6 protein-coding genes and 6 pseudogenes are annotated in these 18,038 nt (G+C 33.9%); 2 read left to right on the forward strand and 10 right to left on the reverse strand.

What is annotated here, in order from left to right; translation table 11 throughout:
* Window positions 1-10 precede the first annotated feature (10 nt).
* Together rimK and ACQ9BO_RS12330 are read right to left on the reverse strand one after the other, a co-directional pair.
* Window positions 11-1,376: pseudogene (gene rimK, locus ACQ9BO_RS12325) on the reverse strand (30S ribosomal protein S6--L-glutamate ligase).
* A 348-nt stretch (window positions 1,377-1,724) separates the two neighbouring features.
* Window positions 1,725-4,272: pseudogene (locus tag ACQ9BO_RS12330) on the reverse strand (ATP-dependent Clp protease ATP-binding subunit).
* A gap of 258 nt (window positions 4,273-4,530) precedes the next feature.
* Between ACQ9BO_RS12330 and gyrA the strand changes: the two are divergent.
* Window positions 4,531-7,173, forward strand: coding sequence for a DNA gyrase subunit A (gene gyrA / locus ACQ9BO_RS12335; RefSeq protein ID WP_431244924.1), 2,643 nt, complete (start codon window positions 4,531-4,533; stop codon window positions 7,171-7,173).
* Between the two features lie 39 nt (window positions 7,174-7,212).
* A pseudogene (locus tag ACQ9BO_RS12340) lies at window positions 7,213-8,482 on the forward strand (tetratricopeptide repeat protein).
* A gap of 70 nt (window positions 8,483-8,552) precedes the next feature.
* Here ACQ9BO_RS12340 and ACQ9BO_RS12345 read toward each other — a convergent pair.
* The 8 genes and pseudogenes from ACQ9BO_RS12345 to ACQ9BO_RS12380 form a co-directional block, all read right to left on the reverse strand.
* Window positions 8,553-8,973: pseudogene (locus ACQ9BO_RS12345) on the reverse strand (OsmC family protein).
* Between the two features lie 242 nt (window positions 8,974-9,215).
* Complete coding sequence (locus tag ACQ9BO_RS12350) at window positions 9,216-11,207, reverse strand: DUF349 domain-containing protein (protein WP_431244925.1); 1,992 nt, start codon at window positions 11,205-11,207, stop codon at window positions 9,216-9,218.
* Between the two features lie 247 nt (window positions 11,208-11,454).
* Entirely contained in the window at window positions 11,455-11,679 is a 225-nt protein-coding gene (locus ACQ9BO_RS12355; RefSeq protein ID WP_431244926.1) for a hypothetical protein, read from the reverse strand.
* A gap of 53 nt (window positions 11,680-11,732) precedes the next feature.
* Window positions 11,733-12,077, reverse strand: a complete 345-nt coding sequence (locus ACQ9BO_RS12360; protein ID WP_431244927.1) for a hypothetical protein — start codon at window positions 12,075-12,077, stop codon at window positions 11,733-11,735.
* 196 nt (window positions 12,078-12,273) lie between these two features.
* Window positions 12,274-13,022 (reverse strand): annotated as a pseudogene (locus tag ACQ9BO_RS12365) (shikimate dehydrogenase family protein).
* A 2-nt stretch (window positions 13,023-13,024) separates the two neighbouring features.
* A pseudogene (locus ACQ9BO_RS12370) lies at window positions 13,025-14,418 on the reverse strand (tetratricopeptide repeat protein).
* 268 nt (window positions 14,419-14,686) lie between these two features.
* Window positions 14,687-15,877, reverse strand: a complete 1,191-nt coding sequence (locus ACQ9BO_RS12375; protein ID WP_431244928.1) for an aspartate aminotransferase family protein — start codon at window positions 15,875-15,877, stop codon at window positions 14,687-14,689.
* 144 nt (window positions 15,878-16,021) lie between these two features.
* Window positions 16,022-17,686 carry an OstA-like protein gene (locus ACQ9BO_RS12380; RefSeq protein WP_431244929.1) on the reverse strand — a complete coding sequence of 555 codons (1,665 nt, stop codon included), beginning with the start codon at window positions 17,684-17,686 and terminating at the stop codon, window positions 16,022-16,024.
* Between the last annotated feature and the right edge of the window lie 352 nt (window positions 17,687-18,038).

Here is an 18,038-nt window from a genome sequence, read left to right on the forward strand (position 1 = left end):
AAGCTATTGATTATAATTTAAAATTCTTTTCAATCGCTTTAATCATTTCTCCGGCAACATCTTTGTTTGTTGCACCTTCGATTCCTTCAAGACCTGGAGAGGAATTTACTTCAAGCAACAAAGGCCCTTTAGAAGAGCGAATAATATCTACTCCGGCAACTTTTAAATCCATTGCTTTTGCGGCTTTAATAGCGATCTTTTTTCTTCCGCAGTTACTTTAATTACAGATGCAGTTCCACCAAGGTGAATGTTAGCTCTAAATTCGCCTGGCATTGCTTCACGCTGAATCGCCGCAACCACTTTTCCGTCAATCACAAAACAACGAATGTCTTTTCCGTTCGCTTCTTTAATGAATTCTTGAACTAAGATATTGGCATTTAAACTTTTGAAAGCATTGATAACGCTTTCTGTCGCTTTTTGGTTTCGGCTAAAACAACGCCTTTTCCTTGTGTTCCTTCCAATAATTTTACAATTAATGGCGAACCGCCTACCATTTTAATCAAATTGTCTGTATCTAGCGGAGAATTCGCGAATCCTGTTGTTGGAATATCAATTCCGCTATTCAATAATAATTGTAAAGAATATAGTTTGTCTCGAGATTGAGTTATGGCTGTGGCTGAATTCAAAACAAAAACCTTCAATGCTTCAAATTGACGCGTTAGAGCACAACCATAAAAAGTTATGCTAGGACGGATTCTTGGAATAATAGCGTCAAATTCATTTAGAATTTTTCCGCCTCTGTAATGAATCTCAGGTTTTTTAGCGTCCAATTTCATGTAGCATTCCTTGATGTTTAGAAAATGCATTTCGTGTCCGCGCATTTCGCCGGCTTCCATGATTCTTTTGTTGCTATATAATTCTGGATTGCTGGCAAGAAGGCCAATTCGCAAGCCTGTTTTTGCTTTTTCTGAATTTTGGTATAATTCTTTTAAAGATTCTGCTGTAGGTTGTCCTAAAAGGTATTTTTGTTCTGGATCAACCAAAACCCTTCCGCTCATAGCTTCGCGTCCTAAAAGCATTCTGAAACCCATAGAATCGCGGTTGGTCAAAGTCATTTCGATTGGCCATTTTGCATCGCCAATTTTTAAGCTGGTTTGGATCACATATCGATGTTCTCTAAAGCCGCTTGAACTTTTTACGATTCTTTTATCAACCAGTGGCGCTTCACAATGAATGATAGTTTTGATATTATTCTGAATTGGATTAATATCGAATTTCACCCAATTGGCATCATTTTTTATAAAAGGAGCTATGTTTATTGCATGCATTGCCGAAGTTTTGGCACCAGAATCCACACGAGCTTTAATAGTAGGGATTCCGAGTTCTGGAAATGAGCACCATTCTTCGCCGCCTAAAATGACTTTGTTTTGAAGCATAAGTTGTTATTTAGTTTTATGATCTGTTGGCTGTAATTATTTTAAACACATAGAAACATAGTATTTGCAACTGCGTAAAAGGCGTTTCACTTGCATGAATTAACATAGTTTGCTATGTGTTAGAAACTAGTTTCTTTTGATTTTCCTTTCTTTAGTAAAATAAAAATCTATGTTTCTATGTGTTTAAAAGTTTTTTTTGATTTGACTACCAAACAGGTTTTGTTAGAGAATTTAAATTCAAAAATAGCTATTTGCTTTTACTAAAGATAGTGATTTTTAATAAAAAAATACCCGTTATGTTATGAAAACGTAACGGGTAAGTTATTTCTGTTATAGATTTAAACTAAATTACTGATTTGTCGGTTCTTCAGCTTTGTGGATTTCAACTGATAATTCTTGTGAATCATCTTTAAGGTCCATCATGATTTCATCACCAGAATGTATTTTCGAAGTGATGATTTCTTCGGCTAACAAATCTTCAACATATTTCTGAATTGCTCTTTTTAAAGGACGCGCTCCAAATTGTTTGTCAAAGCCTTTTTCAGCAATAAATGCTTTTGCTTTGTCAGTCAAACTTAATTTGTATCCTAATTCAGCAATACGAGAATAAAGTTTTTTCAATTCGATTTCGATAATCAAATCGATATCAGCTTTTTCTAGTGCATTAAATACAATTACATCGTCAATTCTGTTTAAGAACTCAGGAGCAAAAGTTTTTTTCAATGCATTTTCGATAATGCTTTTTGAATTTTCATCGGCCTGAGCTGTTCTTGCGGCAGTTCCGAATCCAACACCTTGTCCAAAATCTTTCAATTGACGTGCACCAACGTTAGATGTCATGATAATGATCGTGTTTTTAAAATCAATTTTACGACCTAAACTATCTGTCAAATATCCATCATCTAAAACTTGAAGCATCATATTGAATACGTCTGGGTGTGCTTTTTCGATCTCATCTAAAAGAACTACACAGTAAGGTTTTCTGCGAACTTTCTCAGTCAATTGACCACCTTCTTCGTATCCAACGTATCCTGGAGGCGCTCCAACTAAACGAGAAATCGCAAATTTCTCCATATATTCACTCATATCGATACGAACTAAAGCATCTTCTGAATCAAATAATTCTTTTGCTAAAACTTTTGCTAACTGCGTTTTACCAACACCAGTCTGACCTAAGAAAATGAACGAACCAATTGGTTTGTTAGGATCTTTAAGTCCGGCTCTGTTACGCTGAATAGAACGTGCAATTTTCAAAACTGCCTCGTTTTGACCAATAACTTTGTTTTGGATCAATTCAGGCAAATGGGCTAATTTGTTGCTTTCTGTTTGTGCAATTCTGTTCACTGGAATTCCAGTCATCATCGAAACAACATCGGCTACATTATCTTCTGTAACTTCAATTCTGTTGTTTTTAGAATCTTCTTCCCATTGCTCTTGAGCTAAAGCAAGATCTTTTTCGATGCGTTTTTCGTCATCGCGAAGTTTGGCGACCTTCTTCATATTTTTGTTTTTTAACTACCATATTCTTCATTTCGCGCACTTCTTCCAATTGACGCTCTAAATCCAAAATTTGTTTTGGAACATCAATATTGGTAATGTGAACACGTGATCCAGCTTCATCCATTGCATCTATCGCTTTGTCTGGTAAGAAACGCTCAGACATATATCTGTTTGTCAATTTAACACAAGCTTCAATAGCTTCTGGAGTATAAGTTACATTGTGGTGATCTTCGTATTTGTCTTTTACATTGTTCAAAATAGCGATTGTTTCTTCAACAGAAGTTGGTTCCACAATTACTTTTTGAAAACGTCTTTCCAAGGCGCCGTCTTTTTCAATATATTGTCTGTACTCGTCAAGAGTAGTAGCACCAATACATTGAATTTCGCCTCTTGCTAAAGCAGGTTTGAACATGTTTGAAGCGTCAAGCGAACCTGTTGCTCCTCCAGCACCTACAATAGTGTGAATTTCATCAATGAAAAGAATAATGTCATCATTTTTCTCAAGCTCGTTCATTACGGCTTTCATTCTTTCCTCAAATTGTCCTCTATATTTTGTTCCGGCAACTAAACTTGCTAGATCAAGAGTTACAACACGTTTGTGGAAAAGAATACGAGATACTTTCTTTTGGATGATGCGCAAAGCCAGTCCTTCTGCAATAGCAGATTTACCAACTCCAGGTTCTCCAATAAGAAGCGGGTTGTTCTTTTTTCTTCGGCTTAAAATTTGAGAAACGCGTTCAATTTCTTTTTCGCGTCCTACGACAGGATCTAGTTTTCCTTCCTCGGCCATTTCTGTTAAATCTCTCCCAAAATTATCTAACACCGGAGTTTTAGATTTTTTGTTTGACTTATTGGCGGGATTATTAAAACTACTTTCTTTTAGACTGTCATCTTGTCCTGAATCGTCATTGTATGACTCGTTTCTTGGCAAGTTTTCTAAGAATTCTTCTTCGTTTGGCGTCATGTTTAGATATTGTTCTTTAGCTATATCATAATCTATTTTTAGCTTATTCAATAGCTTGGTTGTTGGATCGTTTTCGTTTCGTAAGATACACAAAAGCAGGTGCGCCGTGCTAATCGACGAGCTCTGAAATACTTTTGCTTCAAGAAATGTTGTCTTAAGGGCTCTTTCGGCCTGACGTGTTAGGTGAAGGTTTTTCTTTTCAGTGTTTATCTCAATGCTGTGATTGGCTGGACTAAGTATTTCTACTTTCCTGCGTAAATGATCTAAATCGACTGCTAGGTTATTAAGTATATGAATAGCTTTTCCGTTACCATCTCTTAAAATGCCTAGCATTAGATGTTCAGTACCAATAAAGTCGTGCCCTAGACGGAGAGCTTCTTCCTTACTGTATGTAATAACATCTTTTACTCTTGGTGAAAAATTATCATCCATAATATATTAATTCGTAATGTAAATTTAATTATTTACTGGTTGAAAAACAAAAATCATACCTAGCGATATCTGCTGTCAGCTAATTGACAAAAAAATAACAATAAAAGCGTTAAAAAACGCTTAATTTATTAACTAAAAGCGAAAATAAAGTTGTTAATAAATCATTGAAATAAGTGTAAGGAAATAGCTGAAAAAATTTCAAAAAAACGTATCTTGGCACGCTTTGAAACTAATATAATTATTTAAACATAACAACTTATGTCTGAAGGAGAAAAGTTAATTCCTATTAACATTGAGGATGAAATGAAATCAGCTTACATCGATTATTCGATGTCAGTAATTGTATCGAGAGCACTTCCGGATGTTAGAGATGGCTTAAAACCAGTGCACCGAAGAGTTCTTTACGGAATGTATGATTTAGGTGTAACTTCAAGATCTGCCCACAAAAAATCTGCAAGAATCGTAGGAGAGGTTCTGGGTAAGTATCACCCGCACGGAGATACTTCAGTTTATGATGCGATGGTTCGTATGGCTCAGGAGTGGAGTATGCGATATTTATTAGTTGATGGTCAGGGTAACTTTGGTTCTGTCGATGGGGATAGTCCTGCGGCTATGCGTTATACTGAGGCTAGAATGCGCAAGATTTCGGAAGAAATTATGGCAGATATCGAAAAAGAAACAGTTGATTTCCAATTAAACTTTGACGATACTATATATGAACCAAAAGTAATGCCTACAAGAGTTCCTACTTTATTAGTAAACGGAGCGACTGGTATTGCAGTTGGTATGGCAACGAATATGCCACCACACAATTTAACTGAGGTTATCAATGGTACATTAGCATACCTTGATAATAATGATATTGAAGTTGATGAGTTAATGTCTCACATCAAAGCTCCAGATTTCCCAACTGGAGGTATAATTTACGGATACGAAGGTGTTCGTGAAGCTTTCAAAACAGGTCGTGGACGTATTGTAATGCGTGCAAAAGTTGGTTTTGAAGAAGTTGACGGAAGAGAATGCATCATCGTTACTGAAATTCCATATCAAGTTAACAAAGCCGAAATGATCAAACGTACGGCTGATTTGGTTAACGATAAAAAAATTGAAGGTATTGCCAATATTCGTGATGAATCAGATAGAAGCGGTATGCGTATCGTTTATATCTTGAAACGTGATGCTACGCCGAACGTAGTTTTGAATACCTTATATAAATATACTCAATTACAATCTTCTTTTAGTGTAAACAACATTGCATTAGTAAAAGGACGTCCTCAATTATTGAATCTAAAAGATATGATTCATTATTTTATCGAGCACCGTCACGATGTAGTAGTTAGAAGAACACAATTCGAATTACGCAAAGCGGAAGAAAGAGCGCATATTTTAGAAGGATTAATTATTGCTTCAGATAATATCGACGAAGTAATTGCGTTAATTAGAGGTTCTAAAAACACAGATGAAGCTAGAGAGAAATTAATCGAAAGATTTAAATTATCAGATATTCAGGCTCGTGCTATTGTTGAGATGCGTTTGCGTCAATTGACAGGTCTGGAACAAGATAAATTAAGAGCTGAGTTTGAAGAATTAATGAAGTTGATCGAGCATTTGAAAGCTTTATTAGCAGATGTTAATTTAAGAATTGATCTAATCAAAGAAGAATTGACTGAAATCCGTGATAAATACGGTGATGAGCGTCGTTCTCAAATTGAATATTCTGGTGGAGATGTAAGTATTGAAGATTTAATTGCTGACGAAAATGTTGTAATTACAATTTCTCACGCAGGTTATATCAAACGTACCAACTTGACAGAATACAAAACTCAAAATAGAGGAGGAGTTGGCCAAAAAAGTGCTGGAACAAGAGATCAGGATTTCTTGGAACACATGTTCGTTGCGACAAACCACCAATATATGATGTTCTTTACGCAAAAAGGAAAATGTTTCTGGATGCGTGTTTATGAAATTCCAGAAGGAAGCAAAACAGCAAAAGGTAGAGCAATTCAGAACTTGGTAAATATTGAAAGCGATGATAAGGTAAAAGCTTTCATATGTACGCAAGACTTAAAAGATAAAGATTATATCAATACACATAACCTTGTAATGGTAACAAAACAAGGACAGGTTAAGAAAACTTCTTTAGAGAAATATTCTAAACCTCGTGTTAATGGTGTTGCCGCAATTACAATTAAAGAAGGAGATGAACTGATTGGAGCGCAATTGACTAACGGTGAAAGCCAAATCATTATGGCTGTTAAATCTGGTAAATTAGTTCGTTTTGAAGAGACTAAAACACGTCCGATGGGAAGAACAGCTTCTGGTGTTCGTGGAATTACTTTAAAAGATGATACTGATGAAGTAATCGGAATGGTAACTGTTGATAAAAATGATATAGCTGAATCTCAAATCTTAGTTGTTACTGAAAATGGATACGGAAAACGTACCAAATTGGTTGACGAAGATGGAGAAGATGTTTATAGAATTACAAACCGTGGTGGTAAAGGTGTTAAAACACTTAATATTACTGAAAAAACAGGTAAATTAATTTCTATCAACGCTGTGACAGATTCTGATGATTTGATGATTATCAACAAATCAGGATTGACAATCAGAATGGCAATCGAAGACTTACGCGTTATGGGACGTGCAACTCAAGGTGTGAGATTGATCAACTTAAAAGGAAAAGATTCTATCGCCGCTGTAACAACTGTAATGAAAGATGAAGCTGAAGAGGTTGTTGTGGATGAAGATGGAAATGTTATAGAATCTGCAATTGAAAGAGTTAAGCCTGATCTTGATGAAGTTCTTGAAGACGACGGAGTATCAGAGGATGACGATGATGACGCTGATGATGTAGTTGAGGACGAAGAAGAATCTGATGAGGAGGAATCAGAAGAATAAAAAAAGAAAAATTAAAATTAAATACACAAATTGAATATTATGAAAAGTAAATATGTAATACTTGCATCAGCTTTATTGATTTCGGTAGCTACTTTTGCTCAAAAAGATCAAATCAAAAACGCTGAGAAAGCTTTAAAAAGCGGAGATGCTCAAGGAGCAATTGCAATATTAAAAGATGCTGAAAATTTAGTTGTAAATGCTAAAGATGTTGAACAAGCGCAATACTATTTTGTGCAAGGAAATGCTTACTTGGATCTAGCAAACAAAAAAGTTGAAGAAAGCAAAAATTTAAGTGTCTGTTGCTGAAAGCTACAAAAAGTTAATTGATGTTGAAAAAGCTTCTGGAAAACAAAAATACTCAACTCAAGTCTGCGGCTTCAATTACTAATATTAAAGGATTGTTGATCAATTCTGCTATTGCTGATTCTCAAGCTAATAAACATAAGGAAAGTGCACAAAAATTGTATGACGCTTATCAATTAGATAAAAATGATACAATTAATTTATACTATGCGGCTTCAACAGCTGTAAATGCACAGGATTATGATACTGCTTTGCCAATGTATGAAGAGTTAAAAAAATTAAACTATTCTGGAAAAGGAACTCAGTATACTGCTGTAAACAAAATTTCTGGAAGCGAAGATGGTTTTGCTAATGCAAAAGATAGAGATTTAGCTGTAAAATTAGGAACTCACGAAAAACCTAAAACAGAAGCTATTCCTTCTAAAAGAGGCGAGATCTACAAAAATTTAGCTTTGATTTTAGTTCAAAAAGGAAGAACTGAAGACGCTAAAAAAGCAATTGCTGATGCAAGAAAAACAAACCCAGATGATACTTCTTTGATTCTTACAGAAGCTAATTTATATCTTGAAACTAAAGATTTTGATACATACAAGAAATTAGTAAACGAAGCTTTAGAAAAAGATCCAAACAATGCTGACTTGATTTTTAACTTGGGAGTTATCAGTGCTGGAGCAAAAATACTGCTGACGCAGAGAAATATTACGCGAAAGCAATTGAAATTAAACCTGATTATGTAAATGCTTACATTAACATTGTCGCTTTAAAATTAGAGGCTGAAAAACCAATCATCGATGAGATGAACAAATTAGGTACTTCTGCTAAAGATATGAAGCGTTATGATGTATTAAAAGCGCAAAGAGAAAGTGTTTTCAAAAGTGTGATTCCTTATCTTAAAAAAGCTAATGAATTAGATCCTCAAAATGATGATGTTAAGAAAACATTGTTAGGGGTTTATAGTGCTCTTGAAATGACGGCTGAAGCTAAAGCGTTGAAGGCTAAAGGATAATAAGAAATAGAATTCATAAAAAAAACCATTCACTATTGTGAATGGTTTTTTTTATGGTTTAAAGTTTTAATTAACTTTCTAAAGTTGCATTAAGCGTTATGGTTGTATTTAAAAGTTTAGAGATTGGACAAATCTCTTTTGCTTTAGCCGCTGTTGCATTAAATTCTTCAGCTGAAATTGAAGGAACTTTTCCTTTTAATTCTAAATGAATTAATGTTATAGTTCCATCTTCAAAAGTTACTGTAGCTTCGGTTGTTAAATCATCTGCTGTAAAACCTGCTTCATTCAGCAAAAAACTCAATTGCATTGTAAAACAGCCCGAATGCGCACCGTACAACAAGTTCTTCCGGGTTTGTTCCTACGCCATCTGCGAATCTGGTTTTAAATGATAATTGTGCATTATCTAAAGTCGTGCTTTGTGTGCTTATTGTTCCTTTGCCTTCCATTCCGGTTCCTTGCCAGTTGGCGTGTGCTTTTCTAGTAAATTTCATATTTCAGTTATTTTTAATTAATAAAATGTGGTTAAAATATTGATTATCAATTATAATGATAATATCAAATATAGTCAATATTTTTAAGTGTTGCTTTATCAATTTGTTATCTGAAAGTGAAATGCAAAAAAAAGATGCAATAAATGATCATTACATCTTTATAAAAGCAAAAATTCCAAATTCCAATTAAAAGAGTTTCAATTGGAATTTGGAATTTAAAAATTGGAATTTAAATAGAAGTTTTATTCTTGATTTAAATTTCTAAGTTGTTTTAGTTTATCTTTCCACAATTCAAGGCTTTCTTTATGGATTGCAATATTCTTGCGTACTTCTAGAACAATTGAGTTTTCTTTTTTAGCATTCTTCGTATTCGTAAAAAACTGAATATTGTTTTCTAATTGGAAAATTTCATTTTGAACTTCCTCGATTTTACGCATAATAAAGATTTTTTCATTATCTAGTTTGCGTGTATCGTTGCTGTCTGAAAGTGAATCAATACGATTAGAAAAACGCATCATTTCGCTTTCTTTTTTGCTCAAGCTTAATTTTTCAAAAAGTGCATCCAGGATTTTATTGAATTTTCCTTCAATATGGCGTCTTGAAAAAGGTACTTTTCCGTAACCTTTCCAGATTTCAATGTGCTGTTTTATTGCATCTAGATCAGTTTTGTGATCTCCAGTTAACTGATAAGCTCTTAAAATATCTAGATATGCTTTCTTATTGTCGAAAGCGACAACCTCATCAGCATTTTCTTCAGACTTGTGCTCTTTTAGTTTGTCAAAATAATGGTTGCAGGCATCTTTAAACTCTTTCCAGATTTTATCTGAATATTTTTTAGGAACATGGCCAATTTGTTTCCACTCTTCCTGAATTTGTTTCATGATTGGAGTTGTAGAACTAAAATCCGTACTTTCCTGAAGCTCTTTTGCTTTTGCTACAAGAGCCATTTTTTTGTTTAAATTATCGTTTTGGTCTTTTTTGATGTCTTTGTAAAACGAATTTTTGAATGCATTGAAGTTGCGAACTGCAGTTTTAAAAGCGGCCCAAGTTTCTTCGTTTACTTCTGAAGGCACTTTTCCTGCCGCAAAAAACTCATTTCTAAGTTCTTCAACTTTTTGGATCTGAACAAGCCATTGCGAATGTGAATTTACTTTTTCAGTTCCTAAAACTTCAATTTTGCTAATTATTTCTTTTTTTACTTCAAGATTTTTTTGTTCGTTAGCTCTTTGGCTTTCAAACAATAATTCTCTCTTGTCGTGGATTTTTTTCGTTAGTTCACTGAATTTATTCCAAATTGTATCACGGTGTTCTTTAGAAACTGGCCCAATGTCTTCTTTCCAAATTCTATGTAAATCCTGTAATTCGCGGAATGCTTTGCTGATATCAGCTTCATTAGCCAATTCCTCAACGCGTGTGATGATTTTTTGCTTTTGTTCCAAATTGTATTTGAAATCTAAATCTCTCGCTTCACGGTCTAAATGCAAATAATCATAGAAGTTTTCTACGTGAAAATGGTAATTGTTCCAAACGTGGTTGTATTTGTCTTTTGGAATTGCTCCAGCATTTTTCCATCTTTCTCTTAATTCATTAAAATGCTTAAGAGTATCCTTGATGTTTTCCTGCGGATTGATAAGCTCTTTAAGCTCTTCAACAATAGCAAGTCTGTTTTCTAAATTTGATTTTAAGTTGGTTTGCAAATGCTTAAAATGAGCATTTCTTTTTTCTCTAAAAACATTATAATATTCGTCGAATTTAGATTTTAAAGGAGAATGATATTCAAATTCTTCATTTGGGTCTTGTTTTGAAGCGTTGAATTCTTCTTTTTTCTCTTCAATTAAATGATTGTATTGCAGTAAAAATGATTTTTTAATTTCTTCAATATGATCTTTGACAGACATTACTTTGTCAATTTGGATCAATTTTCTTAATTCATCGACAAGAGCATCTAATGTAAAAGTGTCATAATCCTTCATAGGAATATCATGACGCTCTTTCAGCGTTTCATCTTCACTTTCTTCTGCATTAGAATTTGTAATAGCGTCTAGCGCTTCTTGATGATCATTTTCTTCAGCAACGGCGGCTTCTACTGGTGCAGTTTCTGTTTCTGAAACTGAATTTTCATCAGTTATTTCAGCACTTGATGTATCAATTGCGTTTTCTTGAATAGAATCAGTAGTGTCGATTCCTAATTTTCCGTCTGCTTCTTGCAGGTTATCATTCTTTTCTTCTAACATTTTAAATGTATAAGGTTTTTACTTTAACAGTGCGAAAGATAGTAAAGGTGTTTCTAAATACAAAATAAATCACTTGTTTATGCTTTATTTTACGATTAAATCCTTATTAGTTATACTATTTTGCAATTAGGATACCTTAATTTTATCTTTTTTGTTGAATGAAGTGAAAATTTATATTTCTTATATTTTTTAGAAAAAGGAAAAGAAAAATGTTAGAGATAGTCTTTTTATCTAACTAATCTTTAAATTAGAATAAAACTAATAATCCCATTTCTATGCCAAAATTATAAGATTTTTCTCTCCCAAACGCTACGCTTGGGTGTACGTATGCTAGATTTTTTGGTGTAATTTTTCGTCCAAACTCAACAAAGGCATTATTTTGAAAGCCATCCAATATATAATTATATCTAAAGGCTACATCGGTTGCAATCCAGTTTTTGCCAAAGAACCATAACAAATTATTTTCAATCACGGTTACGCTAACATCGCTTCTGTTGCTTGAGCCTGCAAAACTTTGGGAATGTTCTACATCAGAAATCCATAAAAATTGTCTGTGTTTAAAATACCTCGCATAAAAAAAGCCGGAATAGCGACCCATTTTCCACTTCCAAAACTTGGAGCAACTGCTGACGGCGCCGTTACTCTGGTTCTAACAGCAAATCCTTCATTTTTTTTAAAGTAGGGAATATAAGTAATTCCAGCGCCTACGTCACCAAGACCTGTTTGATTGGTTGAATTAGGGTTATTAGTTGAAATTAAAGGAAGATCAAATCTGAGATTCCAAGATTTGTTTCCAATTGGATGCAGGATACGTAAATTGGTTGTATTGAAGGAACCGTTTTTAGTATCCAAATATTCATTGTAAAGCAAAATTGTTTTTAGAAAATAATTAAATCGTGGTTCATTAAACGGGCCATCGACTTTGCTAATATCTTGATCTTGTGCTTTAGTTGAAAAAGCAAACAGAAAAAACAGGAAAACGTAAAGTAGTTTTTTTTCATAACTGTCTACAAATGAGTAGACTAATTTACAAAAATTACTTTAACATTCTGATAGTCAGCTTTTTTTATTTGTTCCAAATTTTCCAAGCTTTTTCGGCCTGAAAAATTAACATATCGTAACCATTTTTAATAATTGCTCCTTTTTCTTTTGCATTTTTTAAAAATTGGGTTTCTGCTGGATTATAAATTAAATCGTAAGCGATATGTTTTTCTGTGAAAAATTCATAAGGCAGGTCAGGGCAAGCTTCAATATTTGGGCTTGTTCCTATTGGAGTGCAATTGATTATGATTTGAAAATTGTCAAAAGTTGTAGCATTGATCAAGCTATAGTCGATGATGTTTTCTTTAGCTTCTCTTGATACAAAAACATAAGGAATATCAAGTTCATCAAGTGCAAAAGCTACACCTTTTGAAGCGCCTCCGGTTCCTAAAATCAATGCTTTTTTATGATGTGGTTCCAATAATGGCTTTAGGGATTTTTGAATCCATAATAGTCAGTGTTGTAGCCTTTAAGTTTGCCTTTTTTGGTGAATTTAATGGTGTTTACAGCGCCAATTAAAGTTGCTTTTGTTGAAAGTTTATCTAAAAAGGGAATAACTTGCTCTTTATATGGAATTGTAACATTCAAGCCTTTCAAATCCGGATTGTTTTTAAGCAATCCTTTGAAATGACTGATTTCAGAAATGTCGAAGTTTTCGTAGGTGTTGCCTGCAAAAACTTCATTGTTGAATTTTTCTGTAAAATATCCTTTTGAAAAAGAGTAACTTATATTACGGCCTAATAAGCCAAATCGTCTTTTTAGAGTATCAATCATCTTTATTTCTTATGTTTTTCGATGTAATTTTTTACCATTTTTTTCGACCATACAACAGGGAACAAATCTTCAATTAAGATATAATTGTCAAAGTTTAAACGCAAACCGTTACTTAAATGGAATTTTGCTTTTGTATTGTCCTGAATCATGAAATACAATCCAGCTAATCGGTATTCAATTTCGTTTTCTTCTGGAAAATATTCTGATGCTTGCAACAAAGTTTGAATAGCACTTTCAAATTCGCCAAGAAATTGAAGAATGTCAACCCAAAACAGCCAAGTGTCTAGTGCATAATCTCCAAATTCTACCGCTTTTCTATATCCAAATTCAGCTTCTTCAAAAAGTTCATTTGTTTGTTGATTGTCGCATAGCGTTTCCAGTACAAACGATTTTGATTATCAATTGCCAAAGCTTTGTTTACAAAGAACAATGCTTTTTGGAAATTTTTCTGACGCATATAAAAATCAGTAATCGCAATCCATCCTTTATCCAAAAGCGGATCTTCATGAACGGTTTGATTGTAATACTGAAGTGCTTTTACAGCATTTCCAAGCTTTTCGTAGCATTTTCCAATACGTAATAAAGCGTACGAAGTTGCATCGTCAAGCTCAATCGTGCGATTATAGCTTTCAATTGCTTCGTTGTACTTTTTAAGACGTTCATAAGCTTTCGCTTTTTCCATAAACGCGCCTAAAAATTCATCATCAATAAGCGTTGCATAGTCAAAAGCGCGAATCGCGGCTTCATATTCTTTTACGCCATAATGCAAGCGTCCAAGCTGATGCCAGGCAATCTCGCTATACGGATTTCTGTTGATGTATTCGTTAAGATAAACAATAGCTTCTTGATTTTGGTCTAAAAATTCAAAACAATACACTACGTTATATAAGGCCGACTGGTCTTCTAAATCTTCTTCAAGACATTTGATGAAGCTGTCTTTTGCCATCTCAAGATTATCCATAAAAAGATATTCCATTCCAATCAAGTTGTACACATCAGCATAATCATCTGTATATTGCAATGCAATTTTCAGTAATTCTACGGCTTTTTCGTGTTGATCTCTTTTAGAGCAGATATTAGCTTTCTGGATATAAATTTCCTCGTTGTTCGGTTCAATTGCATACAACTCGTTTAAAAGCTTCTCAGCGATATCGAGTTTGTCGTCGTAAACCAGCATTTCTACTTGTACTAATTTTAAGCCTGTAGATTTTGGATGCTGATCTAATGCAAGTTTTAAGGCTTTTTTTGCTAAATTGGCCTTGCCTATATCTAAATAATGAAGAATAATTTCTTCAAATTCTTCAGAATCAAAAAAGAGTACTTTGTTAGTTTTTAACATCGACTCAAATTTGGATAGAGATAGGTTATAATCTTCTTCTTCGTTGCTTAATTGCATACTTTCTCTATTTGAAATTAGCCTGTTATAAATTTAGGCAACCATATAATTGTTGTAAGGAAAGGGAATTAATTGTTTTGAACAATTTAATTAACAAAATATGATGTTTTTTATTCTATTTTAAGAAGAAATATCCTTTATTTTTAAGGGATTAACTTCGTTTTTGTTCTTTTTTTATTTTCAAAGATGAATTTTATTCAGTTGAAAATGTGTTGTTTAATATTTGATGTGGTCGTGTTGAAGTATGAAAAAAGATTTCAAAATTGAGTTATTCCTGTTTCTTCAATATTTCATCCATCACAGCCAAAATTGTCGCGCAACCTTCTCTAATTTCATCTTCTGAAATGGTCAAAGGAGGCGTTATTCTGATTGCGCATCCTTCAAATAAAAGCCAAAATAAAATCAATCCTTTGTCTTGACAATTTAAAATGACTTCGTTTGTAATTTCAGCCGATTCTGTCATGGCCGCCAACATCAATCCTTTTCCTCTTACTTCTGTTATCAAAGGATGTACCAAAAGAGATCTGAAGAGTTTTTCCTTCTCTAGCGTTTCTGCCATTAAATTTGTTTCAGTTAATTCTTGCAAAGTAGCAAGACAGGCTGACGCAATGACAGGGTGTCCACCAAAAGTTGTAATATGTCCTAGTTTTGGATTTTCGGTAAGCAGATCCATTTTTTCAGCCGAAGCGGTAAATGCACCAACCGGCATTCCGCCACCCATTCCTTTTCCCATCACGACAATATCTGGAACGACATCATAGTTCTGAAAACCAAAAAGCTTTCCTGTTCGCCCGAAACCTGGCTGAATTTCATCGACAATCATTAATGCGCCAACTTCATCACAACGCTTACGAACTTTCTCCAGATAATTATTTTCTGGCTGAATAAAGCCAGCGCCTCCTTGTATAGTTTCTAACAGAATTGCGGCAGTTCTAGTGGTTATTTTTTGTAAATCTTCTTCATTGTTGAAGGTAACAAAATCAACATCTGGAAGAAGTGGTCTAAAAGCTTGTTTGCGCTCTTCAAAACCCATAACGCTCATCGAACCCATTGTGTTTCCGTGATATGCATTATGGCACGAAATCAGTTGGCTACGTCCTGTAGTTCTTTTGGCCAATTTTAAAGCGCCTTCAATAGCTTCTGTACCAGAATTTACCAAATAGGTTTTGTTTAAAGATTCAGGGAGGAGTGAAGCCATTAATTTACAATAGTGAACCGCTGGACTTTGTGAATATTCGCCATAAACCATGACATGCGAATATTTGTCCAATTGGTCTTTTATTGCTTGATTTACGCGTGGATGTTGGTGTCCAAGTGTACAGGCAGAAACACCTGCAACAAAATCTAAGTATTTTTTATCGTTTGTGTCGTAAATATAAGAGCCAACGGCGTGAGAAACTTCCATTCCTAACGGATAAGGAGAAGTTTGTGCCTGATATTTTATAAAATCTGGATTCATTTTTTTAAGGTTCAAAGTGGCAAAGGTACTAAGGGACTAAGGTTTTTATTTTAGGCTTAGGTTAATTTTGCACCAAGATTAAATTTTCTATACTAATTTCTAGAAAAGGTCAAGTAAGCTGAAAACTGTGACTGCGACTGAAAACTATTTTTTACTCTTGGCGACAGGTTTCTTTTTGTCGTAATTCAAGGTTTCTTTTCTGACTTTCATCGGAACGTCTTTGCCTTTTTCTTCCTGATCTTTTCCTTCTTTTACTAATTTTTCATTTAGTTCATTGTCTTCATCGGTAAAAATATCATCCTTCGATTTTATTCGTTCGTCGCCACGCCAATGCAAACCTCTTAGTTTTCGGGCGTTTTCAGGCAAATCGGCTTCAGGGTATAAGTCTCCGTCGACATTTGTAAAAAGAGTCAGAGTTTCGATTTGATTGTCTTCTATAATCAAATTGATTTTACTGCTCACACTTTTATCAATTCCAACAAGCTCATTTTGATCATTTCTGCTGTAATAAATGACTTCGGTATTTTTGATAATATCAACATTATGAAGTTTACCATCTTTAAATTTCCCGAATAAATTCAGTCCTTTTACTTGATTAAATCCGGTTCCGAGGGTATCCCGCGAGACCAGAAAAGTGTTGTTGAGTACTTTTAACGAATCTATTTTTTTGGTATTGTTGTCGCCAATTAAATGCATCACATCACCAGTAATTTGGCTTTCGCCACTCCATAAAATCGGATTGCCGATCAATTTTGTCAATGCAGTTTTAGAATTTGAATGAATCGAATCGCATTTACCGCTCATATCGGTTTTGTAAAAACGTACGTTATTATAAGCTCTTAAAATTCGTTCGCCTTCTTTTCCAGTCACCATTAATTTTTTTCCGTGAATGTAAACCGAATCATTTTCAACAAAATTTACTGCAACGGCTCTTTTGGTTACAAACATCGAATCTTTCAGTTTGAAAATTTCGGCATAATGTCCCTTAACAATACCACGATTTATAGAATCGGTTATTTTTACATTTCGACTTGCCGATGCAAATTCAATGTTCCGGTTATAATACAAACTGTCTCCCTCAATGCGCCTATCGTCGTACTTTATGTATGATTTTCGGAGAAAATGAGCGAGATTTTTCTTCGTATCATAAAAACCTTTTTCAGTATAAATGTAATTGGCTTTACTTGTAATGGTCGAAGGACCGAGTAAATAAGTATGTCCAGAATTACTGTAATAATCCAAATGATTTGATTTGATTACGTATTTCGGATTGGTAATCGTTACTTCAGTCAAAAACTGGAATTTTTTCTCCTCAACAAAATAGCGTCCTGATTTGCTTACCAAAGTATTGTCTTTATTGACAATCGTCCCTTTTGTATTGTAAAAAACCTGCTGTACATTTCGGTCAAAATTAATTGTATCGGTTTGCAAAGTAGCATCTGGCGAAGTCATTATTGCATCTCCAGTCGCAAACGCTTTTTTAAGATTTCCGTTGTATTCAGCATATTTGCTGTTTAAGTATAAAGTATCACCTTGTACTAATTGTACATTTCCAAATGCTTTTAGGTAATTTTCTTTCTGAAAAAAATAAGCTTTGTTGCAGGTCAAAACCACTCCATCATGGTTTATTTTTACGTTTCCAGTTAATAAAACCGCATCAGGTGCTATTTCCTGGTTGACATCAGAAAAGTCAGCGTTCTCGATAATGATTTTTTTAGTTCCCGGCTTATTTTTTGATGCCTGCGCAAAACTGAATTGAGTAGTCAATAACAACAGACAAAAAGATATGAAAAAGAGTGATTTCTTCAATTGATTAAATTTTTGTCAAATTTATGAAAAAGGTTACAACCTTATAATGTTATTAGGATTAATTTATATTTTTAGGTTCAGATCTTCAAAGGGGCAAAGTATCAAAGTTTTAAATTGATTTTTCACATTTTTAATGATCTTTAAAGAACTTTGTGCCTTTGAAGCTTTGAACCTCTAAATCTTAAATTTATCAACAAAATAACCAACTCTAACGTTGTAGTAAACCGTTTTTTGCTGATTCTCAAACAATTTAAAACCAGTTTTATTTGAGTTTTAAAAATTAGAGTAAATTTAGGAAATGATTTTAAGGACGTAATTTTATTCTGAAATCTCAAAAAAGACCGATTTTATA

This window comes from Flavobacterium sp. P21 (assembly GCF_050632225.1).
Lineage (GTDB): Bacteria > Bacteroidota > Bacteroidia > Flavobacteriales > Flavobacteriaceae > Flavobacterium.

Bases quoted from the DNA above. Each gene is read 5' to 3' on its own strand.
- gyrA (WP_431244924.1), top strand. From the start codon at position 4,531: ATGTCTGAAGGAGAAAAGTTAATTCCTATTAACATTGAGGATGAAATG.
- ACQ9BO_RS12350 (WP_431244925.1), bottom strand. From the start codon at position 11,207: ATGTTAGAAGAAAAGAATGATAACCTGCAAGAAGCAGACGGAAAATTA.
- ACQ9BO_RS12375 (WP_431244928.1), bottom strand. From the start codon at position 15,877: ATGAATCCAGATTTTATAAAATATCAGGCACAAACTTCTCCTTATCCG.